This is a genomic window from Mycobacterium sp. 1274756.6, assembly GCF_001668625.1.
Taxonomy (GTDB): domain Bacteria; phylum Actinomycetota; class Actinomycetes; order Mycobacteriales; family Mycobacteriaceae; genus Mycobacterium.
The window spans coordinates 39,672-66,114 of the sequence record NZ_LZLJ01000048.1 but is presented as its reverse complement, the minus strand read 5'-3'; the positions used below and the strand labels follow the sequence as shown (position 1 = coordinate 66,114).

The window sequence follows — 26,443 nt, the reverse complement described above, 5'->3', positions numbered from 1 at the left end:
GACCTGCGGCTGGACAAGCAGCGATTCGTGGTCGCCGGCGACATCGCGCTGCACGCCACCGCCAGGGCGGCCGAACCGCTGCAACTCATCGTCGACGTCGCCAAGCCGCGGGCCAGCGACATCACCGTGCAAGTCTCCTCGACCTCGATCCGCGGTGAGGTGGTGCGCATCATCGGCGGGGTCGACGCCGAGATCCGTCGGTTCATCGCCCAGCACGTCGCCGGTGAGATCGAGAACCCGGCGTCGAAGGCGGCGCAGGTCATCAATGTCGCCGACAGCATCGACGTCGCCTGGAGCGCGATCTGACCGGCCGAGCCGTCACCACCACCGGTTGGCGCGGGTGAAATTGAGCTGCCGGCCCACCGAACTCAGCTGGGTGATGATCGTCTCCAGGCCCGCCTGCGGCACCGCCATGCGCCATTCCGGCAATACCCCGGTCAGCTGCAGCGTCTCGGGGCCGACCCGGACATCGGTCAACTCCAGCCCGTGCGGAAACGGCGGCAGGTGGATCGGGTAGGCGGGCATCCGCTCCGGCAGCGCCCACCGGCGCCGGCGTAGTACGACGCCGCGCGGCTGCAGCCACAAGGTGGAGCCGTCGACTTGGGCGTCGACCTCCAGGTTGCCCAGCAGCGGCCGGCGCGCCCAGTGCAGCCGGGCGACACCGTCGGCGCCGATCTGGCCGGCCAGCCGCGGCATCGCCCACCCGATCACGTCACCGACGACCGACGCGGGCAGGTCGACGGTCAGTTCCACCGGCGCGGCCACGATCACCGGCGGCGTGCTGGGCCGGAAGTGGACGTTGCGCAGCAGCACCGTGGCGCGATCGAGCCGGTTGTCGTCCCATACCAACTCGCGGGCCTCGATGCGGACGTCGTCGAGTTGGCCCACCGACAGGTTGCGCACGTCGAGGCGGGAGTCGAACCCCGTGACGATCAAACTCAGCGACCCCTCGTCGAGGTGCACGGTGAGCCGCCGGCCCACCACCAGCCGGCGCAGGGTCATGAACAGCGTCCGGTAGGCCACCGCCGCGCCGGAGGAGACCGGCGGGATGGCGGCCGCCGTCGAAAACAGCGTCGCCAGCATGTCGAGCGGGCGGAATGGATCCCACCGGCCCAACGGCCCAGAACGGGTCATGAGTCCAGCATCCTCGAATCCGGCAGAGCACCTGCCTCAGGATTCTAAATGGTGTGGCGAGGCCCGAAGAACTCCTGATCCTCGTTGTAGCCGCCGTGGCCACCGCCCACCGCGCGGTAGTGGTCGACGAACTCGATGCCCTTGAGCCACTTCACATGCATGAACCCGTGCTGCAGTTCGTTACGCAACCGCAGCGGAGCGCCGTGGCCGTAGGTCAGCGGCGCATCGTTCATGTTGTAGGCCAGCATCGTCAGATGGTGGTCCATCTGCTTGATGTCGTGGGCGTCGTAGTAGGTGCCGCCGTCGGCTCCCGAGCCCAGCGAATAGAACACCACCCATTTGGCCTCCGGCAACGGTTTGACGATGTCCATGATCGTCGTCATCGACACCCCGCCCCACTTGGCCACCCCCGACCAGCCCTGGATGCAGAAGTGCTGGGTGATCTGTTCGTGGTAAGGCAGTGCCTTCAGCTCGTCGAGGGAGAACGCCCGCGGCGTCTCCACCAGGCCGTAGACCTGAAGCCGCCAGTCTTTGAAGTCGTTCTTCTCCAACTCCTTGTATTCGACCGTCTCCGGATAGGTGCCGTTGTGCCAGAAGTAGGGCGAGATGTCCTTCTCGGTGAACGCCCCCGGCTTCGGGTTCACCTGCTCCAGTGATCGCTGCAGCGGACCGATCAACGCGTAACCGACCCGGCGCACGACGCCGGGGTTGCGCAGCGTGAAGGGGGTGGCCCACACCCAGGCGACCGCGGTGACCACCATGGCGAGCGCGAAAATGCCGAACCCCAGCCAACCGTCGTCGTCGCGGGCGGCGAACATGTGGTTGAGGTTGCGCAGCGCCGTGGTGGCGAACACCAGCGTGACGTGAACGACGATGAACAGGATGAAATAGACCAGCACCAGGAAATGCAGTGAGCGGGCCAACTGGATGCTCAGCCTCTTGCTGATGACCGTCAGGCGCATCGACAGTGCGGGCGACATCCCCAGCCCGGTGATCAGGGCGGCGGGCGCGGCGATGAAGATGGTGGTGAAGTAAGCCAACAGTTGCAGACCGTTGTAAGCCACCCAGCCGTTGTCGTCCGGCCAATTCAGCGACAGGTATTGGATGGCGACCGAGGCGGCGTTGGGGAACACGTCCCAGCTGGTGGGCACCACGTGGCGCCAATGTCCGGTGGTGAACAGCAGCACATAGAACACCGCGCCGTTGACCAGCCACAGCACATCGACGCCCAGGTGCCACCAGCGAGCCAACCCGATCGAGTGCCGAATCCCGGGCAGCCCCAACTGATAGGGCAACGCCACCGAGTCGTCCTTGGCCGTCCACAGCGGGTCATCGGGGACCGGCTTGGCGATGCGCAGCCACTCGTCCTTGCCCGGGGTGGCGTTGCGGCTGTAGTACAGCCGCGGGTGGTCGGCGAGGATCTGGATCCCCGACCGGATGATGAACGTCATCAAGAACAGGTTGAAGAAGTGGGTCCAGTTCGCCCACCACGGAATTCCGGTCGGGCCTGCGCTGGATGGATCCGATCCGGGGTAGCGCCGCATGAAGTCCTGGACGGCGTCGTTGTTCGCCAGCCCCTTGCCGATGGCGACGGCGGCGACCAGCCCGACGAACCCGATCGGGATCAGCCACAGCAGGTTGAGCCATTTGTCCTTGCCCACCCGCAACTTCGGTGCGACAGCCCGTTTGTCTTCGAGTCCGCCGGCCCAGGTCTCCGAATTGACCTCGTGTTCAGCGCTTTTCAGTTCCGAGCGATAATCGACCGTGCTCACACACGGCACTCTACGCCCGAATGCTGAACGTTTTCCTGTACGTCCGTATCAGATCGTCTGATGGCGACCGAAGTACTTGTGGTCTTCGCTGTAACCGCCGTAACCGCTGCCGATCTCGTTGTAATGAGCCAGGAACTCGATGCCCTTGAGCCACTTGACGTGCCGGAAGCCGTGCTGCAACTCGTTGCGCAACCGCAGCGGTTTACCGTGCATGTACGGCAGCGGCTGGTCGTTCATGTTGTACGCCAGCATCGTCATGTGGTTACTCATCTGCTTGATCGGGTGCACGCTGTAATAAATACCGCCGCTGGCGCCCAGCCCCATCGAGTAGAACGCCACCCACTTCGCTTCGGGGAGCGGCTTGACCTCATCCATGATCGTCTGCATGGTCACCCCGCCCCACTTGGCCACCCCGGACCACGCCTGGATGCAGAAGTGCTGGGTGATCTGGTCGTGGTAGGGCAGTTCCTTCAAGTCGTCGAGTGAGAACGCCGTCGGGTTCTCCACCAGGCCGTAGACCTGAAGGCGCCAGTCCTTGAAGTCGTTCTTCTCCAGTTCCTGGTATTCCTCGGTCTCCGGCAGCCGGCCGTTGCGCCAGTGGTACGGCGAGATGTCCTCTTCGGTGAACGCCCCCGGCCGCGGGTTGAACCGCTCCAGCACCCGCTGGAACGGGCCGATCAGGGCATCACCGACCCGCTGCACCACCCGCGGATGCCGGATGGTGAACGGAGTGGCCCACACCCAGGCGACCGCGGTGACCGTCATGGCGAGCGCGAAAACCCAGAACCCCACCCAGCTGTTGTCGTCGCGGGCGGCGAACATGTGGTTGAGGTTGCGCAGCGCATCGGTGGCGAACACCAGCGTGACGTGAACGACGATGAAGAACAGGAAGTAGACCAGCACCAAGAAGTGCAGCGACCGGGCGACCTGAATGTTCAGGCGCTTGCTGATCACGGTCAGGCGCTGCGACAGCGCGGGCGACATCCCCAGCCCGGTGATCAGGGCGGCGGGGGCGGCGATGAAGATGGTGGTGAAGTAGGCCAGCAGCTGCATGCCGTTGTAGGCCACCCAGCCGTTGTCGTCCGGCCAGTCCAGCGAGAGGTATTGGATGGCGACCGAGGCGGCGTTGGGGAACACGTCCCAGCTGGTGGGCACCACGTGCCGCCAGTGGCCGGTGGTGAACAGCAGCACGTAGAACACCGCGCCGTTGAGCAGCCACAGCACATCGACGCCCAGGTGCCACCAGCGAGCCAACCCGATGGAGTGGCGGAACCCGGGCAGCCCGAACTGCGGTGGCAGCGCGACGGTGTCGGCGTTGGCGGTCCACAGCGGGTCGTCGGGCACCGGCGGCCCCACCCGCAGCCACTCGTCCTTACCGGGGGTGGAGTTGCGACTGAAATACAGGCGCGGGTGGTCGCAGAGGATCTGGATTCCGGACCGGATGATGAACATCATCAGGAACAGGTTGAAGAAGTGGGTCCAGTTCGCCCACCACGGCATCCCCGCCGGCCCGGGGTTGGACTCGTCGGTTCCGGGATAGCGCTCGATGAAATCCTGGATGGTGGGGTTGTTGGCCAACCCCTTGCCGATGGCCACCGCGATGATGAGCCCGACCAGCCCGATCGGGATCAGCCACAGCAGGTTGAACCACTTGTCCTTGCCGATCCGCAGCTTCGGTGCGGTGGCGCGGCGGGACAGATCGAATCCACCGCCATAGTGCGCGACGTCGATGGTGTCTTCGGCGTGGTGGATCTCATCGGCATAGTTCTGCCGGAATTCCAGTTCGAGCTCGACGAGCTCGGCTTCGGCGAACTCGTTGGACTCGCCCGAAGAGACGGCGGTTCCGGTTGCACTCTCCCGCTGTGCGGGGCCGTGTCCTTCGCTGGCCAACTCGGGCCTCCCTTCAGCGCTTGGTCGTGACCAATACTTACTCACATCGGGGTGAACAACAGGCGAACGGCCACCCCGGTAGGGTTAGCTAAACCGTACCCTGTGCGGTCGCAGGACCTGCGTCGTTGTCCAACATTGGGGGACACGCCTTTCCGTGCCACCGGTCACCGGACCGCGTACGCCTAGTGGTGAGTAGGGACCGGTGCGGATAGCTGGAGTCACCGCCGATCCGGGGCGGTGGCCGGGCCCGAGCCAAACGATTTAACGAAAACCATTGCGGCATTTGCTGGAAGGTCTCGATACGGTCACGGCCCGGCGGCAACTGATCGGCGGCTGAAACGTTGCTGGCCGGTTCCGGTGCGGCAGTGGGCTGCCGCCGGTCGACCTCTTTTCGGCGAGATGGCCGGGCCCGGCGTGTCTCGCACGACGACGGGGCGGAGACGGCGCGCAGAGCATCACCGTGAGATTGGTCATAGTCGCGGTGAAGCGGGTCAGTCGGCCCCCACCCCGGTTCCGCCCGACCCGGGGGAGCGCGGCGTGACCACCGCGCGCACCGCCTCGGCCAGGGCGGCGGCCCGTTCGTCGTCGAACACCTCCTCGAGCAGCACCGGTGTGCCGTCGGACCCGGCCAGCGGAACGCGCCAGTTCGGGTATTCGTCGACGGTGCCGGGCTGGTTCTGGGTGCGCCGGTCACCGACCGCGTCGGGCAGCGCCACCGCCAGCAGCCGGGCCGGTGTGCGCCCCAGATACCGGTAGAGCGCGCGGACCGTCTGCTCGACGTCGGCGTCGTCCGTCAACAGCCCGACCCGGCGCAGCTCCGCCAGCCACGCCGCCTGGGCGGCGCGGTCGGCCGCCATCTCCTCGTCGGCCGGGCGGGTCAGCAGACCCAGCGCGTCGCGTAACCGCACATGGTCGCCGGCCAGATAACCGGCCGTCGGCGGCAGGTCGTGGGTGGTGACCGACGCCAGACAGTCCCGCCGCCACCGCTCGGCCGGCAGCGGCTCGTCCTGCTCGGTCTCGAACCAGAGAATCGAGGTGCCCAGCACCCCGCGCTCGTGCAGGTAGTCGCGGACCCAGGGCTCGACGGTGCCCAGATCCTCGCCGACGACCACGGCACCGGCCCGATGGGCCTCCAAGGCGACGATGCCGATGAGCGCCTCGTGGTCGTAATGGACGTAGGTGCCGTCGGCGGGGGAGGCGCCCGGTGGGATCCACCAGAGCCGGAACAACCCGATGATGTGGTCGATTCGAACTCCGCCGGCCGAGCGCAACACCGCGGTGATCAAATCGCGAAACGGCCGGAAACCCTGCTCGGCGAGACGGTCGGGGCGCCACGGCGGCTGCGACCAGTCCTGGCCGAGCTGGTTGAACGCGTCCGGCGGCGCACCGACGGTCACCCCGGAGGCCAGCACGTCCTGCAACGCCCAGGCATCGGCGCCCTCGGGGTGGGCGCCGACGGCGAGATCGTGCAGCACTCCCAACGCCATCCCGGCGCGCTGCGCCTGCGACTGCGCCGCGGCCAACTGCTCATCGAGTTGCCATTGCAGCCAGCGGTGGAAATCCACCGCCTCGGGGTGCGCCGCGGCGAACTCGGTGACGGCCGGACTGTCGGGGTGGCGCAGCGGCTCCGGCCAGTCACGCCAGGACCCGCCGTGCCGCTCGGCCAGCGCGCACCAGGTCGCGAACGCGTCCAGTGCTGCGCCCTCTCGCCGGCGGTAAGCAGCGAAGGCCAGCTGCCGGCCGGCCGTTCGGGGCACGCCGTAAAGCTGTTCCAGCACCGGTCTTTTCGCGGCCCAGGCGCCGTCGCGGTCGATGACGTCGGAACGGGTCGTCTGCTGGGCCTGCGATTGCAGGTGCCGCGCCGAGCCGTGCTTGGGGAGGTCGGCGAATTCCGGGATGGCCTCCACGCGCAGATACAGCGGGTTGACGAAGCGGCGCGAGGTGGGCAGATACGGTGACGGCTCCATCGGCGTGCTGGGGGAGGCGGCGTGCAGCGGGTTGACCAGGACGAAGTCGGCGCCGTGCCGGTAGGCCGACCACACCGCCAGGTCGGTGAGATCGGTCAGGTCGCCGACTCCCCAGGACCGGTGCGATCGCACACTGTAGAGCTGGACGGCCAGCCCCCAGCCACGGCGGGAACCGAGCCGCTCCGGCAGCTCCAACCGATCCGGCGTCACGATCAGGGTGGTCTCGGCCACCTCGGCCCCGGACCGCAGGCGCAGCCGGTGATAGCCCAGCGGTAAGTCGGCGGGCAGGACGAAACTGGCCTCGCCCAACTGCCTGCCGTCGAGCGTGAACGGTGGCGTGAAGTTGTCGATCTGACGCAGGTCGCGGCGCCGCGTCCCGTCCTCCAGCCGCACCGACACCTCGGCCGCGGCGCCGTGGACGACGTGCACCCAGAACGTCTGCTCGGCGCCCGCGCGCGCCACGACGGCCGCCGGGAGCGGCCGCGCCCAATGCCGCCGCTCCGTCTCGGCCAGCGACGCCGCCCGCTCCGGGCCGGTCGCCGCGGGAGCGCCGAGCGCGGCGAGCACCGCCACCAGGGTGGATTCCGGGACCGGCACCAGCTGCTCGGTCCAGTCCCGATATGCGGTCGCGACACCGAATCGGCGGGCCAACTCCGCCAGCGCCGGTTCGGTCATGGCGATCTCCTCCCGTCACGGCCAACCCACCGGTTCGCCGGCTTCCCGCGGTACCGCCCATCGTCCACGCTCGGCGCCGCCACCCGCGGCGGAACGCACAACGCCACAATGGCCCAAGACGAGAACATCGCGCCGGCACGGAAGGCATTGGATGCCGACAACTCCCACCTCGACCGACCGTCGGGCCCGGGCGGCGGTGTCGGCGCTGTTCCTGACCAACGGTGCGCTGTTGGCCAACCTGTTACCGCGGTTACCGGAGCTCAAGGCGCAGCTGCAGCTGTCCAACCTCGGCTACGGCGCCTCGGTCGCCGCCTTCGCCGCCGGTGCGCTGATCGCCGGTCCGACCGCCGGGGCGCTGATCCGCCGATGGGGGTCCGCGCGGCTCGCGGTGGGCAGCACGCTGCTGCTCGCGGTGGCCGTCGCCGTGGCCGCCGCGGCGCCCACTCCCGCCGTGTTCGCGGCCGCGCTGGGCTGCGCCGGCGGTGCCGACGCGCTCACCGACGTCGCGCAGAACGCCCACGGGCTGCGGGTCCAACGCCGATACGGCCGGTCGATCATCAACGCGCTGCACGCCGTGTGGTCGGCCGGGGCGGTGCTGGGCGGTCTCGCCGGTATCGTCGCCATCGCGCTGGGGGTGTCCCCGGCGGTACAGCTCGCCGTCTCCGGAAGCGCCTGCGCCGCACTCAGCCTGGCGGCCTACCGCGGTCTGCTGCGTGGCCCCGACACGTCGCCCCCCGGCCGGGCCGGTGCGGTCGCGCGCGCACGGCGGCCCGCGCTCGGGGCCTACCTGACCCTGAGCGCGCTGGTGCTGCTGGCGTTGGCCGGTGCTGTCGTCGAAGACGCCGGAAACTCCTGGGCGACGCTGTATCTGCGGCAGGGCGGCGCCGCGGCAGCGGTCGCGCCGTTGGGTTACGTGGCGCTGGTCGGCTTCCAGCTGGTGGGGCGGCTGCTGGGTGACCGGTTGGTCGACCGGTTCGGGACGCGGGCGGTGACCCGGGCCGGCGGCGTGCTCATCACGGTCGGGATGGGGGCGGCGCTGGGCTGGCCGGCGGTCGGCGTCGCCATCGCCGGGTTCGCCGCCGCGGGGCTCGGGGTGGCCACCGTCGTGCCGGCCGCCATGCACGGAGCCGACGAGCTGGCGGGTCTGCGGCCGGGCACCGGGCTGACGGCGGTCAATTGGCTGATGCGGATCGGTTACCTGCTCTCCCCGCCACTGGTGGGACTGATCGCCGATGCCAGCGGCCTGCGCACCGGCCTGCTGGTGGCCCCGGCGGCCGGTCTGGTCGTCGTCGCGTTGGCCGGGGTGTTGGCGGGTCCGCGAGCCGCAGCCGGGGATCGTCGAAATCGACGGCTGGACAACGGTCGGGTAAACGGGAGATGACGCCGGCGGAACCGCCCGCCCGCGGTGTGCGCGCCGTGGCGGCCGTGGCCTACGGTATTGGGTGTGACGTGCAGGTCGACGCCGTATTCGAGCGTTTCCGCTGAGTGGGCCCCGGTGCGGGTCGGGGGTCGTCATGGCTGCTGAGCCAGACGGCCCGCGGCACCCGCAGGGGGCCGGTCTGGGGCTGTCCACCCGGACCCAGATGACGGGCCACCAATTCCTGGCCCGGCGCACCGCCCTCGCGCTGACGCAGTGGCGCGTGCGCATGGAGGTCGAGCCGGGCCGGCGGCAGTCGCTGGCGGTGCTGGCGTCGATCTCCGCGGCGTCGTTGATCTGCCTCGGTGCGCTGCTGTGGTCGTTTCTCAGCCCGGCGGGCAGTCTCGGGGATTCGCCGATCATCCAGGACCGTGACTCCGGGGCGCTCTACGTGCGGGTCGGTGACACGCTGCACCCCGCGCTCAACCTGGCCTCGGCGCGGCTGATCACCGGCAGGGCCGACAACCCGCACAAGGTGCGCTCCAGCCAGATCGCCGAGCAACCCCACGGGCCGCTGGTGGGCATCCCCGGCGCGCCGTCGGAATTCTCCCCGGTCAGCCCGGCTGCGTCGTCGTGGTTGGTGTGCGACGAGGTGACCACGACGCTGGGCACCGGCATCACCGAACCGGTGACGGTGACCGTGATCGACGGCCAGCCCGACCTCTCCGAGCGCCGCCGGGTGCTCGGTGACCAGGACGCCGTGGTGTTGCGCTACGACGACGACGCGTGGGTGATCCGGCACGGGCGCCGCTCCCACATCGACGCCGCCGACCGCGCGGTGCTGCTGCCGCTGGGGCTCACCCCCGAGCAGGTGGCCCGCGCCCGGCCGATGAGCCGGGCCCTCTACGACGCCATCCCGGTCGGCCCCGACCTCTCGGTTCCGCAGGTGCCCGACGTCGGCGAGCCGGCGGCCTTCCCGAATGCGCCCGGACCGGTGGGCACGGTGATCGTCACGCCCCAGGTCAGCGGTCCGCAGCAGTACTCGGTGGTGCTGACCGACGGGGTTCAGACGGTTTCGCCCGTCGTCGCGCAGATCCTGCAGAACGCCGGCACCACGCCCGGCGGTGAGCCCGCGGTGGTGTCGCCGCCCAAGTTGGCGACGATGCCGGTGGTCGACGGACTGGACCTGTCCGCCTACCCGACCAGCCCGCTGCAGGTCGTCGACACCCGCGCGAACCCGGCGACGTGCTGGTGGTGGGACCGCGGCGACGGCGAGCAGATGGCGCGGGTGCAGGTGGTGTCCGGGCCGACCGTGCCGGTCTCCGACCCGGCCAAGGTGGTGTCGCTGGTCAAGGCCGACGACACCGCGATCATGGCCGACAAGGTCTACTTCGGCACCGACTACGCGAACTTCATCGTCGTCACCGGCAACGACCCGGAAGCGGCGACCACCGAATCGCTGTGGTGGATCGGGCGCACCGGGGTGCGGTACGGCGTGGAGAGCAGCGAGGAGGTGCGGAAAGCGTTGGGGCTGACCGACGCTCCCACCCGGGCGCCGTGGGTGGCGGCGCGGCTGCTGGCGATGGGGCCGACCCTGTCGCGCGCGGACGCCCTGGTCCAACATGACGTCCTGCCCACAGACATGAAACCGAAAGAATTGGCGGTACCAAGGTGAAGCGTGGATTTGCCCGGCCGACACCGGCGCCTGCGCCGACGGTCAAGCCGGAGAACCTGGGCCTGCCGACGCCGCTGAGCGTCCCCCCGCCGGAGGAGAAGCCCTGGTGGCTGGTGGTGATCGGGGTCGTCGTCGTCGGCTTGGTCGGCGGCATGGTCGCGATGACCGTGGCCAGCGGGTCGCGGATGTTCCTCGGCGCGGGGATGATCTTCCCGCTGTTCCTGGTGCTCGGCGTCGGCATGATGATGTTCTCCGGCCGGTTCGGCGGCCAGCAGCAGATGAGCCGCCCGAAGCTGGACGCGATGCGCGGCCAGTTCATGGTGATGCTGGACCGGCTGCGCCAGACCGCCGGCGAGTCCGCCGACAGCATGGACGCCAACTACCGGTGGTTCCATCCGGCGCCGAAGACCCTCACCGCGGCGGTCGGCTCCGGGCGCATGTGGGAGCGCCGTCCCGACGGCACCGACCTCAACTTCGGTGTCGTCCGCATCGGCGTCGGCATGACCCGCCCCGAGGTGACCTGGGGCGAGCCCAACGACATGCCCACCGACATCGAACTGGAGCCGGTGACCGGTAAGGCCCTGCAGGAGTTCGGGCACTTCCAGAGCGTCGTCTACAACCTGCCGAAGATGGTCTCGCTGCTCGTCGAGCCGGGCTACAGCCTGGTCGGGAAGCGCGAGCAGGTCCTGGGGGCGATGCGGGCGATGATCTGCCAACTCGCCTTCTCGCACGGCCCCGACCACCTGCGCATGATCGTGGTGACCTCCGATGTCGACGAGTGGGACTGGGTGAAGTGGCTGCCCCACTTCGGCGACCCGCGCCGTCGCGACGCCGCCGGTGAGGCCCGGATGGTCTATCCCTCGGTGCAGGAGTTCGGCGCCGAGCAGGGCGACCTGTTCGCCGGCCGCGGTTCGTTCATGCCGCGCTTCGCCAATGCCCAATCACAGCTGCCGACACCGCATTACGTGGTGATCGCCGATGTCGCCAGCGAGGAGTGGGGCTACGCGATCAGCACCGACGGCATCGACGGGATCACGTTCTTCGACCTGACCGGGTCCTCGGTTCCGGCCTGCGCCACCCCGGAGCGCACCCTGCGGTTCGTCAACGAACTCGGGGTGATCGAGGCGCTGCCCCGCGACCGCGACACCTGGATCGTCATCGACGACAACGCCTGGTTCTTCGCGCTGGCCGACAAACTCAGCGAGATGGAGGCCGAACGGTTCGCGCAGCGGCTGGCGCGCTGGCGGCTGGCCGAGGCCTACGAGGAGATCGGCCAACGGGTCGCGCACATCAGCGCGCGAGACATCCTGTCCTACTACGGCATCGACGATGCCGCGGCCATCGACTTCGACGCCCTGTGGGCGGGCCGCCGCGAACTGCTCTCCCGGGACCGGCTGCGGATCCCGTTCGGGAACCGCTCGGACAACGGCGAACTGCTGTTCTTGGACATGAAATCGCTCGACGAGGGCGGCGACGGACCGCACGGGGTGATGTCGGGGACGACCGGGTCGGGTAAGTCGACCCTGGTGCGTACGGTGATCGAGTCGCTGCTGCTGGCCCACCCGCCCGACGAACTGCAGTTCGTGCTGGCCGACCTCAAGGGTGGGTCGGCGGTCAAGCCGTTCGCCGGGGTGCCGCACGTCTCCCGCATCATCACCGACCTGGAAGAAGACCAGGCGCTGATGGAACGGTTTCTGGAAGCGATGTGGGGCGAGATCGCCCGACGCAAGGCGGTCTGCGACAGCGCCGGCGCCGACGACGCCCGCGAGTACAACGAGATCCGGACCCGGATGCGGGCCCGCGGCCAGGACATGGAACCGCTGCCGATGCTCGTCGTGGTGATCGACGAGTTCTACGAGTGGTTCCGCATCATGCCGACCGCGGTCGAAGTGCTCGACTCCATCGGCCGGCAGGGCCGCGCCTACTGGATCCACCTGATGATGGCCTCGCAGACCATCGAGAGCCGGGCGGAGAAACTCATGGAGAACATGGGTTACCGCCTGGTGCTCAAGGCCCGCACCGCCGGCGCCGCCCAGGCCGCCGGGGTGCCCAACGCGGTCAACCTGCCCGCGCAGGCCGGGCTGGGCTACTTCCGCAAGAGCGGTGACGAGATCATCCGGTTCCAGGCCGAGTTCCTGTGGCGTGACTACCGGCGCGGCCGCTCCTTCGAAGACGAGCACCGGCCCCTGACCCACAGCGTCGACTACATCCGGCCGCAGCTGTTCACCACCGGCTTCGCCCCGGTGGAGGTCGCCGTCGGCGGGCAGGACGTCGAGACCGTCGTCCTCGAACCCGAGCCCGCCGAAGCGCTGCCCGTCGAGATGGAGGCGGAAGAGGAAGAGCACATCCGCACCCCGCGGGTGGGCACGGTGATCATCGACCAACTGCGCCAGATCGACTTCGAGCCCTACCGGCTCTGGCAGCCCCCACTGGACACGCCGGTGCCGGTCGACGAGCTGGTCAACCGCTTCCTCGGCCACCCGTGGCAGCAGAACTACGGCCGGAACGGCGATCTGATCTTCCCGATCGGCGTCATCGACCGGCCCTACAAGCACGACCAGCCGCCGTGGACGATCGACACCTCCGGACCGGGCGCCAACCTGCTGATCCTGGGCGCCGGCGGCTCGGGCAAGACCACCGCCCTGCAGACGCTGATCTGCTCGGCGGCGCTCACCCACACCCCGGCCCAGGTGCAGTTCTACTGCCTGGCCTACAGCGGGACCGCGCTGAACACGGTGGCGGGCCTGCCGCACGTCGGCGGCGTCGCCGGCCCCACCGACCCCGACGGGGTGCGGCGCACGGTGGCGGAGATGCTCGGTTTGGTGCGCGACCGCAAGCGCAGCTTCCTGGAGTACGACGTGCCGTCGATGGAGGTGTTCCGGGCGCGCAAGTTCGGCGGCGACCCCGGCGCGGTGCCTGACGACGGCTTCGCCGACGTCTTCCTGGTCATCGACAACTACCGGGCGCTGGCCGAAGAGAACGAAGTCCTCATCGAACAGGTCAACCAGATCATCAACCAGGGCCCGTCCTTCGGGGTGCACGTGGTGGTCACCGCCGACCGGGAATCCGAGCTGCGGCCCCCGGTGCGCAGCGGGTTCGGGTCGCGCGTCGAGCTGCGGCTGGCCGCGGTCGAGGACGCCAAGCTGGTGCGCTCCCGGTTCGCCAAGGACGTGCCGGCCAAACCGGGCCGGGGCATGGTGCCGGTCAACTACGTGCGACTCGACGCCGACCCGCAAGCCGGCCTGCACACCCTGGTCGCGCGCCCGGCGCGGGCCGACACCGCGGAGAACGTGTTCGAGTCCGACAGCATCGCGGCGGCGGTGGCGCAGGTGGCCACCGGACGGGCGCGGCCGATCCGCCGGCTGCCGGCCTGGTTCAGCCTCGAGCAGTTGCGTGAGCTCGCGGCGGCGGATCACCGCGAAGGCGTCGGCGCCGGCGGAATCGCCTGGGCGATCTCGGAGCTGGACCTGCTGCCGGTGTACCTCAATTTCGCCGAGGCCTCGCACCTGATGGTCACCGGTCGCCGGGAAAGCGGCCGCACCACCACGCTGGCCACGATCATGAACGAGATCAGCCGGGTCTACGCGCCCGGCGGCAGCGTCGCTCCGCCGACCACGAGGCCCTCGGCGCAGGTCTGGCTGATCGACCCCCGCCGGCAGCTGTTGACCACGCTGGGCCCGGAGTACATGGAGCGCTTCGCCTACAACCTCGACGGGGTGAACGCGCTGGTCGACGAGCTGGCCGTGACGCTGGCCGGCCGCGAGCCGCCGCCGGGGCTGTCCGCCGAGGAACTGATGTCGCAGTCGTGGTGGAGCGGTCCGGAGATCTTCTTGATCATCGACGACATCCAGCAACTGCCCGCCGGGTTCGACTCGCCGCTGCACAAGGCGGCGGCGTGGGTCAACCGCGCCTCCGACGTGGGGCTGCACGTGATCGCAACCCGCACGTTCGGCGGCTGGGCGTCGGCCGGCAGTGACCCGGTTCTGCGGGCGCTGCACCAGGCCAACACCCCGCTGCTGGTGATGGACGCCGACCCCGACGAAGGGTTCATCCGCGGCAAGATGAAGGGCGGTCCGCTGCCGCGTGGCCGTGGGCTGCTGATGGCCGAAGACACCGGGGTGTTCGTCCAGGTCGCGGCCACTGAACTGCGGCGACCGGCGCCGGCGACAGGGGAGCAGGCCACCGCGCAGGCCTAGCCGACCGGGCCGCAGCGCCCCCGGCGGATCCCCTCGCGAGGCGGTCGGTGCGGTTGCGCGCACCGTGATCGCAACCTCGAGGCGACTCGCCGTCGCGTTGGCGGGCGGGGTGGTCCGGCGCCCACCCCGCACCGGAGAACCGCAGCTCAGGACCGGTTTATGTGAGCTGCGCCACGACCCGGCCCGGTTTGCGGCGCGGTCGGCACCGGCAATGCCCAACCATTCCCTGGATGTTGCCTGTTGTTTACCTGTGCGGCCACATTCCATAACCTCCGTTGCAGAGTATCTGCTGTGTGCGATCAAGGAATGTTCTGTGGGTTTTCGGGAGGAAGAGCACGTCCATGTCGTGGTCAGCCAGCAGTTCTGCCACCAACCACACCGCCGTTCCGGCGCTGGCCGGTTAGGAGCCGGGGATGTTCATGAACTTCGGCGCACTGCCCCCGGAGATCAACTCGATCCGCATCTACACCGGCCCCGGCCCGGCGCCGCTGCTGGCCGCGTCGACCGCCTGGCAGGGGCTGGCCACCGAACTGAGCATGGCCGCCACCGGCTACCAAAGCCAGATCTCCGGGCTGGCCGCCGGCTGGCAGGGACAGGCCGGGCGACGGATGGCCGCGGCCGCGGCACCGCACATCCAATGGCTGAACCTCACCTCGGCGCAGGCGGCCCAGGCCGCCGCGCAGGCCGCCGCGCAGGCCGCCGCGTATGAGGCTGCGTTCGCCGCGACCGTGCCGCCGCCGGTCATCGCCGCCAACCGCAGCCTGCAGATGTCGCTGATCGCCACCAACTTCTTGGGCCAGAACACCCCGGCGATCACCGCCACCGAGGCGCTGTACATGGAGATGTGGGCGCAGTGCGCCGCGGCGATGTACGGCTACGCCGCCGCCACCGAGCAGTCCAGCGTGCTGCCGGCGTTCGAGGAGCCCAAGCAGAACACCAACCCGGGCGGGCAACTGTCGCAGGCGGGCGCCAACGCCAAGGCGGTCGGTGACACCGCCGGGAACAACGCCGGTGCGGTGGTGGGCAAGGCGATCGACGATCCGGCGATCAAGAACCCGCTGGACTACGTCACCGACATGTACGGCGACTACAAGCCCACCGACGCGCTCAACGACACCTTAGAGCCGATCTACCGCATCGCCGGCTTCTCCAACTCGTTCATGTCGATCGCCAAGGGTGTCAGCGGCGGCTCGTCGAAGGCCGTGTCCAGCGGGACCGAGGCGCTGACCGCGCCCGCGGTCGTGCCGGGCCTGCTCGGCGGGCTCGGCCAGGCGGGCGCGCTGAGTTCGGCGCCCGCCAGCGCCCCGATCGCCGCCAACCTGGCCAGCGCCACCCGGCTGGGCGGGCTGTCGGTGCCCTCGACCTGGTCGGGTGCGGTGCCGCCGATCAACGCCGCCGCCAGCCCGCTGGCCGCAGCGAACCTGGGATCGGCCGTCGGCACCTCCGGCGCCGCTCCCAGCCACATGGCCGGCGCGATGCCGCTGGCCAATGCCGCCGGCGCCGGCCGCGGCATCGGTGACGGGGTGCTGCGCGTCGGGTCGCGCGCATTCACCATGCCGCGCCCACCGTCGGCCGGCTGACCGACACCGCACTGCGCGGCCCCCGCTCGAGTCGCGACCGGTCGACCGCGCCCCCTGCCACCGTGGCTCCCCGGGCGTGTCCCGCGCGCCTGCTGCGCGCTGCCCGTTAGGCTCGGTCACAATCGACGCGACGTTGTGCGACACGTCACGGAAAAGGTTGCTGGGCGGGTTGGCCGAGGGGCTCCCGCGGGGTTATCCGCGACCTGATTTTTACTCGGAATCCCGCGGGCCCACCGCCGTGTCGCACCCGTCCGGGCGGTTTCGCACGGTCCGGGTGAACGGCCGTCGCCGTGGGTATTTGTCCAGGTAAACCGCGGTGAAAGCGGCCCGCAAACGTCCGTGGAGTTACGGGACCGTTACTGCGGGTGAACAGTTGTCGACAGCAGGTGAACAGTTGGCAACCACAGCTGATTCGGGCCGATTTGCCCCTTAATCTCGGAGTCGAAGCGATTGCTGAATGACGCTGAACGACATCGAGAAGGGAACCGCACATGTCGCTGGTAACCGTCGAACCGGAACTGCTGACCGCCTCCGCCGTGGAGCTGCAGGGCATCGGTGCGGCACTCCACGCCGGCAACGCCGCGGCCGCGGCGCCGATCACCGGCGTCGTCCCCGCCGCCGCCGACGATGTGTCCGCGTTGGCCGCCGCCCGCTTCGCCGCCCACGGCCAGCTCTACCAGAGCGTCGCCGCCCAAGCCGCCGCGATCCACGAGCAGTTCGTGGCCACGCTGCGCGCCAGCGCGGGCACCTACGCGATCACCGAGGCCGCCAACCAGGCCTCGATCGGTTAGCGGAGCGCGAGTTCAGCGATGTTCGACTTCGGGGCGTTACCGCCGGAGATCAACGCGACCCGGATCTATGCCGGTCCGGGCGCTGCTCCGATGCTGGCCGCCGCAGCCGCCTGGCAGGGCCTCGCCGCCGAGCTGAACTCCACCGCATCCGCCTACCAGGGCGCCGTCAGCGGGCTGGTCGCCACCTGGCGCGGACCGTCCGCTCAGCGGATGGCGGTGGCGGCCACGCCCTACATCCAGTGGTTGAGCACCACCGCCGCCCAGGCGGAGCAGGTCGCCACCCAAGCCGGTACGGAAGCCGGCGCCTACGAGACCGCCCACGCCGCGACCGTGCCACCGCCGGCGATCTACGCCAACCGCGCCCAGCAGGCGGCGCTGGTCGCCACCAACGTCCTGGGCCAGAACACCCCGGCGATTATGACCACCGAGGCGCTCTACCTGGAGATGTGGGCGCAGTGCGCCGCAGCCATGTACGGCTACGCCGCCGCCACCCAGCAGGCCACCGCGCTGCCCGCATTCAGCCAGCCGAAGCAGAACACCAACCCCGCCGGCCAGGCGCAGCAGGGGATGGCCGCACTGCAGGCCGGCAGCGCCGCCGCGACGCGCGACGCGACCGCGGTCGCCGCCAACACCACCGGTTCCGGCGGCACCGGCACGCTGGGGAGCGTGCTCACCCAGGCCGGCGACTCGGTAACCGGCAGTGTCAAGGGCATGACCGCCTCCGACCTGGTGAACGACACCCTCGAGCCGGCGTTCCGGGTGGGCGGGCTGACCTACTACGGCATCGGCATGCTCAGCGGCCTCAAAGCGCTGACGTCGGTGGGCGGACTGAGCGGGGCCACCCAGGGCATGCTCGGCGCCCCGGGGGTGGTTCCCGGGCTGTTCGCCGGGATGAACTCCGGCGCCGGGGCGCTGGGCTCGATCCCCAGCCCGCCGGTGACGGCCAGCTTGACCAGCGCCACCCGCCTCGGCGGCCTCTCGGTGCCCTCCACCTGGAGCGGCGCCGCCCCGGCGGCGACCAGCGCGCTGCCCGCGGCAGGCAACCTCACCTCCGGGCTCGGCGGCGCCGCCGCACCCGGGAACATGGCCGGCGCCATGCCGCTGGCCGGGGCCGCCAACGCGGGCCGCGGCATCGGCGACGGTGTCCTACGGGTCGGCCCCCGCCCCTTCGTCATGCCACGACCACTCTCTGCCGGGTGACGAAAGGGGGCAAAACCAGCGGATAGCCGTTTATCGTTGGTCGCTAACACGGCAGGAACAGCCAGCAGCACAAGCAAACAGAGAACGTGAGATAAGGAGCCATCATGGCAGCTCGTTTTATGACCGATCCGCAGATGATGCGGGATATGGCGGGACGTTTCGAGGTGCACGCGCAGACGGTGGAGGATGAGGCGCGGCGGATGTTCGCGTCGTCGCAGAACATCTCCGGGGCCGGCTGGAGCGGTATCGCGGAGCGGACGTCGTTGGACACGATGGGGCAGATGCAGGCCGCGTTCCGCAACATCGTGAACATGTTGCACGGGGTGCGCGACGGGTTGATCCGCGACGCCAACGTCTATGAGCAGCAAGAGGCTGCGGCGCAGTCGAGCCTGAGCAGCTGACCACCAGCAGGGTTTTGAGAGGACGAAGTAGATGACGATCAATTACCAGTTCGGGGATGTCAACGCCCACGGGGCGATGATCAAGGCCCAGGCGGCGGCGTTGGAGGCTGAGCATCAGGCGATCATTCGGGATGTGTTGATGGCCGGGGACTTTTGGGGTGGCGCGGGTTCGGCGGCGTGCCAGGAGTTCATCGCGCAGTTGGGCCGCAACTTCCAGGTGATCTACCAGCAGGCCGCCAGCCACGGCGCCAAGGTGCAGAACGCCGGCAATAACATGGCGTCCACCGACAGCGCGGTCGGCTCCAGCTGGCTGTAACCCTGACCTGACGCGGCAGCACGCTTCCCCCGGCGTGCTGCCGCGTTGCGGTGTCTTGACCCGACGACCCCGGAGTGACGATGGACCAGAACAGTGCCCGCACCGACATCACCGTCAACGTCGAAGGCCTCTGGCTGTTGCAGGCGCTGCTGGACATCCGCCACGTCGCCCCCGAACTGCGCTGCCGGCCGTTCGTGTCGATCACGGAGAACAACGACTGGCTCAAGGAGCACCCGGGCCTGGCGATCATGCGCGAACAGGGCATCGTCGTCGACGACACCGTCAACGAGGAGGTCGCCGACCGGCTCAAGGTGCTCGCCGTCCCCGACATCGAGGTGGTGGCCCTGCTGTCGCACGGCAAACTGCGCTACGGGGTCAGCCAGGAAGCCATCGAACAGTACGAGGCGAGTGAACGCGACGGCGAGCAGGCCCAGCAGCCCGTCGAAGGCGAATCGGTCGGCTCGCGCGACATCCCCGACAACGAATTCCGGGTCGTGCTGGCCCGTCGCGACGAACACTGGGTCTCGGCGGTGCGGGTCGGCACCGACATCACCATCGACGACGTCTCGGTGACCGACGCCGCCTCGATCGCCGCCCTGGTCACCGCCGCGTTGGAGTCGATCAACCACGCCGACCCGGCCGCGATCACCGCGGTGAACGTGCCGCTGGAAGAGATGCTGTCGGCCACCAAAACCTGGCAGACCTCCGGGTTCAACGTCTTCTCCAGCGGCGATCTGCGCCGGATGGGCCTGACCGCGGCGACCATCGCGGCGCTGGGCCAGGCGCTGTCCGAACCCGCCGCCGAGGCGGCGGTCTACGCCCGGCAGTACCGCGACGACGCCCGCGAGTCCAGCGCGTCGGTGCTGTCCCTCAAGGACAGCAGCGCCGGGCGTATCGCGATGTATCAGCAGGCCCGCACCGTCGGCTCCGGCCAGAAATGGCTGGCGATCTGCCCGGCCACCCCACAACTGGTGCAGGTCGGCGTGCAAACCGTGCTGGACACCGTGCCCTTCGGTGCCTGGCGGACCCATCGGCGGGTATGACCGCGCCGACGCGCGTCGCGGCTACCGGCCCTAGGATGATTCACACATAACGAACCGTGAGGTAAACGAGATGAATTCGGACTTTCAGGCGGTGCCCTGGTGACTTCCGTACTGACCGACCCGGCCCGGTCCGACGGCGAGGCCGGCGACACCCCGCGCTCGGCGGTGGTGGCGATCATGGCCGGCGACGGCGTCCAGATCGGCATGCTGCTGGATGCCGAGGCGCCGGTGTCGGTGATGATCGACCCGTTGCTCACGGTGGTGAACAACCGGTTGCTCGAGCTGGAACTCAACGAACTGACCGCCGAAGGCCGCGGCCGCTGGGTGCTCTGCCGCGTCGACGGCACCGCGCTGCGCTCTTCCCAGTCGCTGACCGAACAGCAGATCTACGACGGCGACCGGCTCTGGCTGCGCTACGTCGAAGACCCCGAGCACCGCACGCCGGTCATCGAGCACATCTCCACCGCCGTCGCGGTCACGTTGGCGAAGCGGTTCGGTTCGATCAACCCCAAGCTCGCGGTGCAGGTCGGGATCTCGCTGGTCGCCGGGGCACTGCTGCTGGTCACCGCCGTGCTCGGCTGGTGGCGCTACGGCCACGACACCGCGCTGTCGGCGATCTACGCCGGCGTGGTGACGGTCGTGGTGCTCGCGGCCGCCACCCTGATGCTCATCCAGGCCAGAACCAGCCGCGATTTCCGCCTGGCCGACACCATGCTGGTCAGTTCACTACCGCCGCTGGCGGTGGCCGCGGCCGCCGCCGTGCCGGGGCCGCTCGCCGCGGCGCACGCCGCGCTCGGTTTCGGTGTCGCCGGAATCGCCGCGATGCTGATGCTGCGGTTCACCGGCCGGCGACTGACGATCTACAGCAGCGTCATCGTCGTGGCGCTCGCGGTCACGGTGAGCGCGGTGCTGCGAATGGCCCTGCTCGCCGACGCGGTCACCCTGCTGACCTCCGTGCTGCTGGCTGCGGTCTTCTTCTATCACACCGGCGCTTCGCTCTGCCGCTGGCTGGCCGGCATCCGGCTTCCGGTGTTCCCGTCGGCCACCAGCCACTGGGTGTTCGAGACCCGACCGGACCTGCCGACCACCGTGGTCACCGGTCACGACGAGACCCCGGTGCTGGAGGGTCCGGAATCGATCCGCCAGGTGCTGTTGCACGCCGAGCGGGCCCGCGGCCTGCTATCGGGCCTGCTGTTCGGGCTCGGTGTGCTGGTGGTGGTCACCACGGTCGCGTTGTGCGATCCGCACGGTGAGCGCCGCTGGCTGCCGGTGCTGATCGCCAGCCTGGTTGCCGGGTTCCTGGTGCTGCGCGGCCGCTCGTTCCGCGACCGGTGGCAGGCGATCACCGTCGCGATGACCGCCGTGTTCGTCGTGGTCGGCGTGGTGGTGCGCTACATCGTCGGCCTGCAGACACCGGCGATGCTCTCCGCCGGTGTCGCGATCCTGCTGGTGGTGCCCGCCGCCGGATTGATCGCCGCCGCCGTGGTGCCCAACACCGTCTACAGCCCGCTGTTCCGCAAGTTCGTGGAATGGATCGAATACCTCTGCCTGATGCCGATCTTCCCGCTGGGTCTGTGGTTGATGAATGTCTATGAAGCGATCCGGTACCGGTAGCCGCAGGGTCCGCCGGATCGCGGCGGCAACCGGTTCGGTGCTGCTGGTCGCCGCCTACCCGCTGGCGGGCTCACCGGCCGCGCACGCCATCGACCGACCGGCGATCGACCCCAACGCGGCACCGGCCGACGGGCCACCCGGGCCCGAGCAGGAGATGCGACAGACCGCCTACTGCGTCGAGGGCAGTGTGTCGCCGGGCACCGATTTCCGGGTGCAGCCGAAGTTCATGAACATGCTCAACCTGCCCGAGGCGTGGAAGTTCGGCCGCGGCGGCGGAGTCAAGGTCGCCGTCATCGACACCGGGGTGACGCCGCACCCGCGGCTGCCCAATCTCGTCGGCGGTGGCGACTACGTGATGGCCGGCGGTGACGGCCTGGCCGACTGCGACGCGCACGGCACGATGGTCGCGTCGCTGATCGCGGCGGCCCCGGCCGGCGCGCTGGCGCCGCTGCCGCCGCCGCGGGAAACCCGCCGGCCGCCCAGCGTGCCCACTACCGAGGCCCCACCGCCCCCGCCTCCACCGCCACCACCGCAGACGATCACCCTGGAGATCCCCACGCCGGTGCCGGTTCCGCAGGAGGAAGCCCCGTCGGAGCAAGACCAGCAACCCGGCGGCCCGCCGCAGCCCGGACCGCCCGGACCGCCGGCACCGCCGGGCAACCCCGGGCCGGCACCCGGACCGGCGGCCGCCGGCGCCCGGCTCGGCGCCCTCACCCCGGGCGCCTACACCGGCGGTGCCCGCATCGTGGCGGTCGACCGCGCCGAGGCGCCCCCGTTGGCTCCCCCCGGCGATGCCGACGCCTTCAACGGGGTGGCCCCCGACGTCGAGTTGATCTCGATCCGTCAGTCCAGCGGGGCGTTCGCGCCCAAGGACGCGTTCGGCGACGAAGACCCGCAGGTGCGCCAGAAGGTCGACAACATCAGGACGATGGCGCGGGCCATCGTGCACGCCGCGGACCTGGGCGCGCGGGTGATCAACGTGTCGATGGTCACCTGCATGGACACCCGCAACATGCTCAACCTGCCCGAGCTGGGGGCGGCGGTGCACCACGCGGCGATCGACAAGGACGCGGTCATCGTCGTCTCCGCGGGGGACACGACACTGCGCGACTGCAAGCAGAATCCGCCGCATAATCCCCTGCAGCCCAACGACCCTCGCGATTGGAACAATGTGAACACGGTGGTTACCCCGGCGTGGTTCGATGACCTGGTGTTGACGGTGGGGGCGGTGAACTCCGACGGGGTGCCGCTCAAAGAGCTGAGCGTGGCCGGACCCTGGGTCTCGATCGCCGCGCCCGGCACCGACATCGTCGGGCTGTCCAACCGCGACGACGGCCTGATCAACGCGATCGACGGCCCGGACAACACGCAGTTGGTACCGGCCGGCCCGGCCTACTCGACGGCGATCGTCTCCGGTGTCGCGGCACTGGTGCGGGCGAAATTCCCGCAGCTGACCGCGCATCAAGTCATCAAGCGGCTGACCAGTACGGCCCGACCGCCGGCCGGCGGGGTCGACAACCAGGTCGGGTACGGGGTCGTCGACCCGGTGGCCGCGCTCACCTGGGACGTGCCCGACGGCCCGGCTCGCCCGCCGGAGCGGTTGTCCGCACCGCTGGACCTGCCGCCGCCGGAGACCCCGCGCGACATGACTCCGGTGTGGGTGGCCGCAGCGGGCCTGGGCGCGGCGCTGGTGTTGGCCGCCGCCGTCCTCGGCGGCACCGCGATGGTGCGGCGCACCGGGTGGCGCCGATGAAGGCGCAGAGCCCGGTGGGGCTGGCCCTGGCGTGGGTGCGGTTGCTGACGGTGTTCCTGATCGCCGTCGGCGTGCTGGCGGTGGTCAGTAACTGGCCGCATGCGTGGCGCCCGGACATCGCGTGGTGGAGTGGGATCGGGGTGGCCGCCGTGGTCGCCGTTCTCGCCCTGGTCACCTTCCGCGGCGTGCCGTTGGCCACGCTCATCGGCCGCTGGTTCGGCAACTTCTTCCGCGACAAGGAATCCGCGCTCACCGCGGGGCGCGCCGCGGCGATCGACCACCGACACCGGTTCGGTCATGCCACCGTCGGGGTGCGCGAACACGACGGCATGCTGGTGGCCGCCGTCGCGGTGGGCGCACCGGTCGAAGGTGCGGCCACCGAATTGCCGGTGCAGGCCATCGCCGGCGGGCTGCGCCAGTTCGACGTTCGCCTCGACGGCATCGACATCATCTCGGTCAACTCCGCGGCGAACCCCGAGCCGGTGAACGGAGCCGAGCAGCGACCCAGCACCTGGCTGGTGCTTCGCATGGATCCGCAGCAGAACGTCGACGCGGTGACCGTTCGGGATTCGGTGGCCGCCATGGTCGCGGCCGCGGCCGAACGGATCGCCGAGGACCTCGGCCGGCGACGTTTCGACGCGTTCCCGCTGACCGCCGCCGAACTGGCCGACCTCGACACCGCCGTGCTGGCCGGCGTGCAGCCCGCCGGCGTGGTGCCGCGGCTGCGGTTCCTCAAGCGCTACGACGGGTCGTCCGCCGCGGCCGGGCATGCCGACGGAAAACACAGCGGTGCCAAGCGGGCCGATCGCAAGCACGCCGATGGCAGGCATGCCGATGGCAAGCACGCGGGCGCCCGGCGCTCGAGGTCGCGGCGGGCGGAGCCGGCCGTGCGTGACCGGAAGCACCCCGACGGCTATGCGACATCGTTGTGGGTGTCGCCGAAGGACCTCGACACCGAAACCCTCGAGCAGGTATGGGAAGTCGACGCCGACGCGACCGTGCTGACGGTGCGGCTCGTCCCGCGTCACTACCAGGTCGAGGTGTCGGCATGGGTGCGCTACCACACCGCCGACCGGTTGACCAAGGAGCAGCGGCGCGGGTTGAACCACCTGATCGGTCGCCAGGTGCGGGCGGTGGCCGCGGCGCTGCCGGTTCCGACCCTGCGGTCGCCGCTGAGCGTGCCGGCCCGCGCGCTCACCGATGACGATGCGCTCACCCTGCCGCTGCGCCATCGCGAAGAGGTGTCGGCGTGACCGGACCCCAGGCCGCCGACGCCCGCAACGCCATGGTCGCGGGACTGTTGGCCTCCGGTGTGTCGGTCAACGGGCTGCAGCCCAGCCACAACCCCAAGGTCGCGGCGCAGATGTTCACCACCGCCACCTCGATCGACCCGGGCATGTGCGACGCGTGGCTGGCGCGGATCCTGGCCGGCGACGACAGCCTCGAGGTGGTCGCCGGGGCCTGGGCGGCGGTGCGGACCTTCGGGTGGGAGACCCGCCGACTGGGGCTCAGCGAGCTTCAGTTCCGCCCCGAGATCTCCGACGGCCTGTTCCTGAAGCTGGCGGTGACCAGCGTCGAAACCCTGGCAGCCGGGTATGCGGCCACGCTGGTCAACGCCAAACGCTATGCCGAGGCCGCGCAGCGGCTCGATGACACCGTGCCGCGCCAGCCGATGGACGGCGAGGTGCTCAGCTACGTGCGCGGGCTGCTGTACTTCCGCACCGGCCGCTGGCCCGACGTGCTGTCCCAGTTCCCGGCGGCGACACCGTGGCGCAGCCCCGAACTCAAGGCCGCCGCCGCCGCGATGGCGACCACCGCGCTGGCATCCCTGGGGGTGTTCGAGGAAGCGTCCCGGCGCGCCGAGGAGGCCATCGAAGGCGACCGGGTGCCCGCCGCCGCCAACGTCGCGCTCTACACCCAAGGCATGTGCCTGCGCCACCTGGACCGCGAGGACGAGGCCGCAGAACTGTTGCGCCGGGTCTATTCCCGCGACGCGGCCTTCACCCCGGCCCGGGAGGCACTGGACAACCGCGACTACCGGCTCGTCCTGACCGACCCGGAGACGATCGAGGCCCGCACCGACCCGTGGGACCCCGACAGCGCCCCCACCCGCGAACAGGCCGAGGCCGCCCGCAACGCCGAGAAGGCGGCGCAGTACCTCGAGGAAGGCGACGCCGAACTCAACGCGATGCTCGGGATGGAGCAGGCCAAGCGGGAGATCCAGCTGATCAAATCCACCACCAAGGTGAACCTGGCCCGCGCCAAGATGGGGCTTCCGGTGCCGGTCACCTCCCGGCACGCCCTGCTGTTGGGTCCGCCCGGAACCGGCAAGACGTCGGTGGCGCGCGCGTTCACCAAACAACTGTGCGGGCTGACCGTGCTGCGTAAACCGCTGGTGGTGGAGACCAGCCGCACCAAGCTGCTCGGCCGGCACATGGCCGATGCGGAGAAGAACACCGAGGAGATGCTCGAAGAGGCCCTCGGGGGAGCGGTGTTCTTCGACGAGATGCACACCCTGCACGAGCGGGGCTACTCTCAGGGCGACCCCTACGGCAACGCGATCATCAACACGCTGCTGCTGTACATGGAGAACCACCGGGACGAGTTGGTGGTGTTCGGCGCGGGCTACGCCAAGGCCATGGAGCACATGCTCGACGTCAACCCCGGGTTGCGGCGACGGTTCTCCACCGTCATCGAGTTCTACAGCTACACGCCGCCGGAGCTGATCGCCCTGACCCAGTTGATGGGGCAGCAGAACGAGGACGTCATCACCGACGAGGCGGTCTCGGTGCTGTTGCCGTCCTACACCGAGTTCTACGCCGACGAGACGATCTCCGAGGACGGCGATCTCATCCGCGGCATCGACGTTCTGGGCAACGCCGGATTCGTGCGCAACGTCGTCGAGAAGGCCCGCGACCACCGCAACGCCCGCCTCGACGACGACGATCTGGATGCGATTCTCTCCAGTGACGCCACCGACTTCGACGAAAGTCAGCTGCGCCGGTTCAAGGAGCTGACCGGCGAGGATCTCGCGGCCGGGCTCAGCGCGGCGGTCGCGGAGAACCGGACCGGCTGAGCC

17 protein-coding genes and 1 pseudogene are annotated in these 26,443 nt (G+C 69.8%); 14 read left to right on the top strand and 4 right to left on the bottom strand.

The features are described 5' to 3' along the window. A pseudogene (locus A5643_RS06165) lies at window positions 1–306 on the top strand (hypothetical protein); the annotation flags it as partial. 12 nt (window positions 307–318) lie between these two features. Here A5643_RS06165 and A5643_RS06160 read toward each other — a convergent pair. The 4 genes from A5643_RS06160 to malQ all read right to left on the bottom strand — a co-directional run bounded on the left by A5643_RS06160 (window position 319) and on the right by malQ (window position 7,438). After that, window positions 319–1,134 carry an LmeA family phospholipid-binding protein gene (locus A5643_RS06160; RefSeq protein WP_066853014.1) on the bottom strand — a complete coding sequence of 272 codons (816 nt, stop codon included), beginning with the start codon at window positions 1,132–1,134 and terminating at the stop codon, window positions 319–321. A gap of 44 nt (window positions 1,135–1,178) precedes the next feature. Continuing rightward, window positions 1,179–2,915, bottom strand: coding sequence for a molybdopterin-dependent oxidoreductase (locus A5643_RS06155; RefSeq protein WP_066853012.1), 1,737 nt, complete (start codon window positions 2,913–2,915; stop codon window positions 1,179–1,181). Window positions 2,916–2,954: 39 nt separating this feature from the next. Next, complete coding sequence (locus A5643_RS06150; protein ID WP_066853030.1) at window positions 2,955–4,688, bottom strand: molybdopterin-dependent oxidoreductase; 1,734 nt, start codon at window positions 4,686–4,688, stop codon at window positions 2,955–2,957. Window positions 4,689–5,287: 599 nt separating this feature from the next. Further along, window positions 5,288–7,438, bottom strand: coding sequence for a 4-alpha-glucanotransferase (gene malQ, locus A5643_RS06145; RefSeq protein WP_066853010.1), 2,151 nt, complete (start codon window positions 7,436–7,438; stop codon window positions 5,288–5,290). A 151-nt stretch (window positions 7,439–7,589) separates the two neighbouring features. Between malQ and A5643_RS06140 the strand changes: the two genes are divergently transcribed. From A5643_RS06140 to eccA, 13 genes are all read left to right on the top strand, one after another. After that, complete coding sequence (locus tag A5643_RS06140) at window positions 7,590–8,819, top strand: MFS transporter (protein WP_066853007.1); 1,230 nt, start codon at window positions 7,590–7,592, stop codon at window positions 8,817–8,819. Between the two features lie 133 nt (window positions 8,820–8,952). After that, window positions 8,953–10,470 carry a type VII secretion protein EccB gene (eccB, locus tag A5643_RS06135; protein ID WP_066853005.1) on the top strand — a complete coding sequence of 506 codons (1,518 nt, stop codon included), beginning with the start codon at window positions 8,953–8,955 and terminating at the stop codon, window positions 10,468–10,470. Then, window positions 10,467–14,666 (top strand): type VII secretion protein EccCa, encoded by a 4,200-nt coding sequence (gene eccCa / locus A5643_RS06130; RefSeq protein ID WP_066853004.1) that lies wholly within the window; start codon window positions 10,467–10,469, stop codon window positions 14,664–14,666. Before eccB ends, eccCa begins: the two co-directional genes overlap by 4 nt. A gap of 413 nt (window positions 14,667–15,079) precedes the next feature. Continuing rightward, on the top strand, window positions 15,080–16,246 hold the full coding sequence (locus tag A5643_RS06125) for a PPE family protein (protein WP_082948764.1): 1,167 nt from the start codon (window positions 15,080–15,082) through the stop codon (window positions 16,244–16,246). A 491-nt stretch (window positions 16,247–16,737) separates the two neighbouring features. After that, window positions 16,738–17,037 carry a PE family protein gene (locus A5643_RS06120; RefSeq protein WP_066853001.1) on the top strand — a complete coding sequence of 100 codons (300 nt, stop codon included), beginning with the start codon at window positions 16,738–16,740 and terminating at the stop codon, window positions 17,035–17,037. A gap of 18 nt (window positions 17,038–17,055) precedes the next feature. Further along, the gene (locus A5643_RS06115; RefSeq protein WP_066852999.1) at window positions 17,056–18,237 is read left to right on the top strand and encodes a PPE family protein; all 1,182 of its coding nucleotides are present in this window, start codon (window positions 17,056–17,058) and stop codon (window positions 18,235–18,237) included. 104 nt (window positions 18,238–18,341) lie between these two features. Beyond that, window positions 18,342–18,638 carry a WXG100 family type VII secretion target gene (locus A5643_RS06110; RefSeq protein WP_082948763.1) on the top strand — a complete coding sequence of 99 codons (297 nt, stop codon included), beginning with the start codon at window positions 18,342–18,344 and terminating at the stop codon, window positions 18,636–18,638. Window positions 18,639–18,669: 31 nt separating this feature from the next. Then, window positions 18,670–18,954, top strand: coding sequence for a WXG100 family type VII secretion target (locus tag A5643_RS06105; protein ID WP_066852980.1), 285 nt, complete (start codon window positions 18,670–18,672; stop codon window positions 18,952–18,954). 80 nt (window positions 18,955–19,034) lie between these two features. Continuing rightward, the gene (locus A5643_RS06100; protein WP_066852995.1) at window positions 19,035–19,997 is read left to right on the top strand and encodes an ESX secretion-associated protein EspG; all 963 of its coding nucleotides are present in this window, start codon (window positions 19,035–19,037) and stop codon (window positions 19,995–19,997) included. A 99-nt stretch (window positions 19,998–20,096) separates the two neighbouring features. Continuing rightward, window positions 20,097–21,611 (top strand): type VII secretion integral membrane protein EccD, encoded by a 1,515-nt coding sequence (eccD, locus tag A5643_RS06095; protein WP_066852993.1) that lies wholly within the window; start codon window positions 20,097–20,099, stop codon window positions 21,609–21,611. Continuing rightward, a complete protein-coding gene (locus tag A5643_RS06090; RefSeq protein WP_066852991.1) occupies window positions 21,589–23,364 on the top strand; it encodes a S8 family serine peptidase in 1,776 nt (591 codons plus the stop codon). Before eccD ends, A5643_RS06090 begins: the two co-directional genes overlap by 23 nt. Continuing rightward, window positions 23,361–24,617 (top strand): type VII secretion protein EccE, encoded by a 1,257-nt coding sequence (gene eccE, locus A5643_RS06085; protein ID WP_156628570.1) that lies wholly within the window; start codon window positions 23,361–23,363, stop codon window positions 24,615–24,617. Before A5643_RS06090 ends, eccE begins: the two co-directional genes overlap by 4 nt. Next, window positions 24,614–26,440: a type VII secretion AAA-ATPase EccA gene (eccA, locus tag A5643_RS06080; protein ID WP_066852987.1), complete on the top strand. Its 1,827-nt coding sequence runs from the start codon at window positions 24,614–24,616 to the stop codon at window positions 26,438–26,440. The genes eccE and eccA overlap by 4 nt, the downstream gene beginning before the upstream one ends. The last annotated feature ends 3 nt before the right edge of the window (window positions 26,441–26,443 follow it).

What these genes read in the sequence shown, in the direction of transcription:
- malQ (WP_066853010.1), bottom strand. Translation starts at nt 7,438, where the DNA reads ATGACCGAACCGGCGCTGGCGGAGTTGGCCCGCCGATTCGGTGTCGCG.
- eccE (WP_156628570.1), top strand. Translation starts at nt 23,361, where the DNA reads ATGAAGGCGCAGAGCCCGGTGGGGCTGGCCCTGGCGTGGGTGCGGTTG.
- eccB (WP_066853005.1), top strand. Translation starts at nt 8,953, where the DNA reads ATGGCTGCTGAGCCAGACGGCCCGCGGCACCCGCAGGGGGCCGGTCTG.
- A5643_RS06125 (WP_082948764.1), top strand. Translation starts at nt 15,080, where the DNA reads ATGTTCATGAACTTCGGCGCACTGCCCCCGGAGATCAACTCGATCCGC.
- A5643_RS06105 (WP_066852980.1), top strand. Translation starts at nt 18,670, where the DNA reads ATGACGATCAATTACCAGTTCGGGGATGTCAACGCCCACGGGGCGATG.
- A5643_RS06140 (WP_066853007.1), top strand. Translation starts at nt 7,590, where the DNA reads ATGCCGACAACTCCCACCTCGACCGACCGTCGGGCCCGGGCGGCGGTG.
- A5643_RS06100 (WP_066852995.1), top strand. Translation starts at nt 19,035, where the DNA reads ATGGACCAGAACAGTGCCCGCACCGACATCACCGTCAACGTCGAAGGC.
- A5643_RS06110 (WP_082948763.1), top strand. Translation starts at nt 18,342, where the DNA reads ATGGCAGCTCGTTTTATGACCGATCCGCAGATGATGCGGGATATGGCG.
- A5643_RS06120 (WP_066853001.1), top strand. Translation starts at nt 16,738, where the DNA reads ATGTCGCTGGTAACCGTCGAACCGGAACTGCTGACCGCCTCCGCCGTG.
- A5643_RS06160 (WP_066853014.1), bottom strand. Translation starts at nt 1,134, where the DNA reads ATGACCCGTTCTGGGCCGTTGGGCCGGTGGGATCCATTCCGCCCGCTC.
- A5643_RS06090 (WP_066852991.1), top strand. Translation starts at nt 21,589, where the DNA reads ATGAAGCGATCCGGTACCGGTAGCCGCAGGGTCCGCCGGATCGCGGCG.
- A5643_RS06115 (WP_066852999.1), top strand. Translation starts at nt 17,056, where the DNA reads ATGTTCGACTTCGGGGCGTTACCGCCGGAGATCAACGCGACCCGGATC.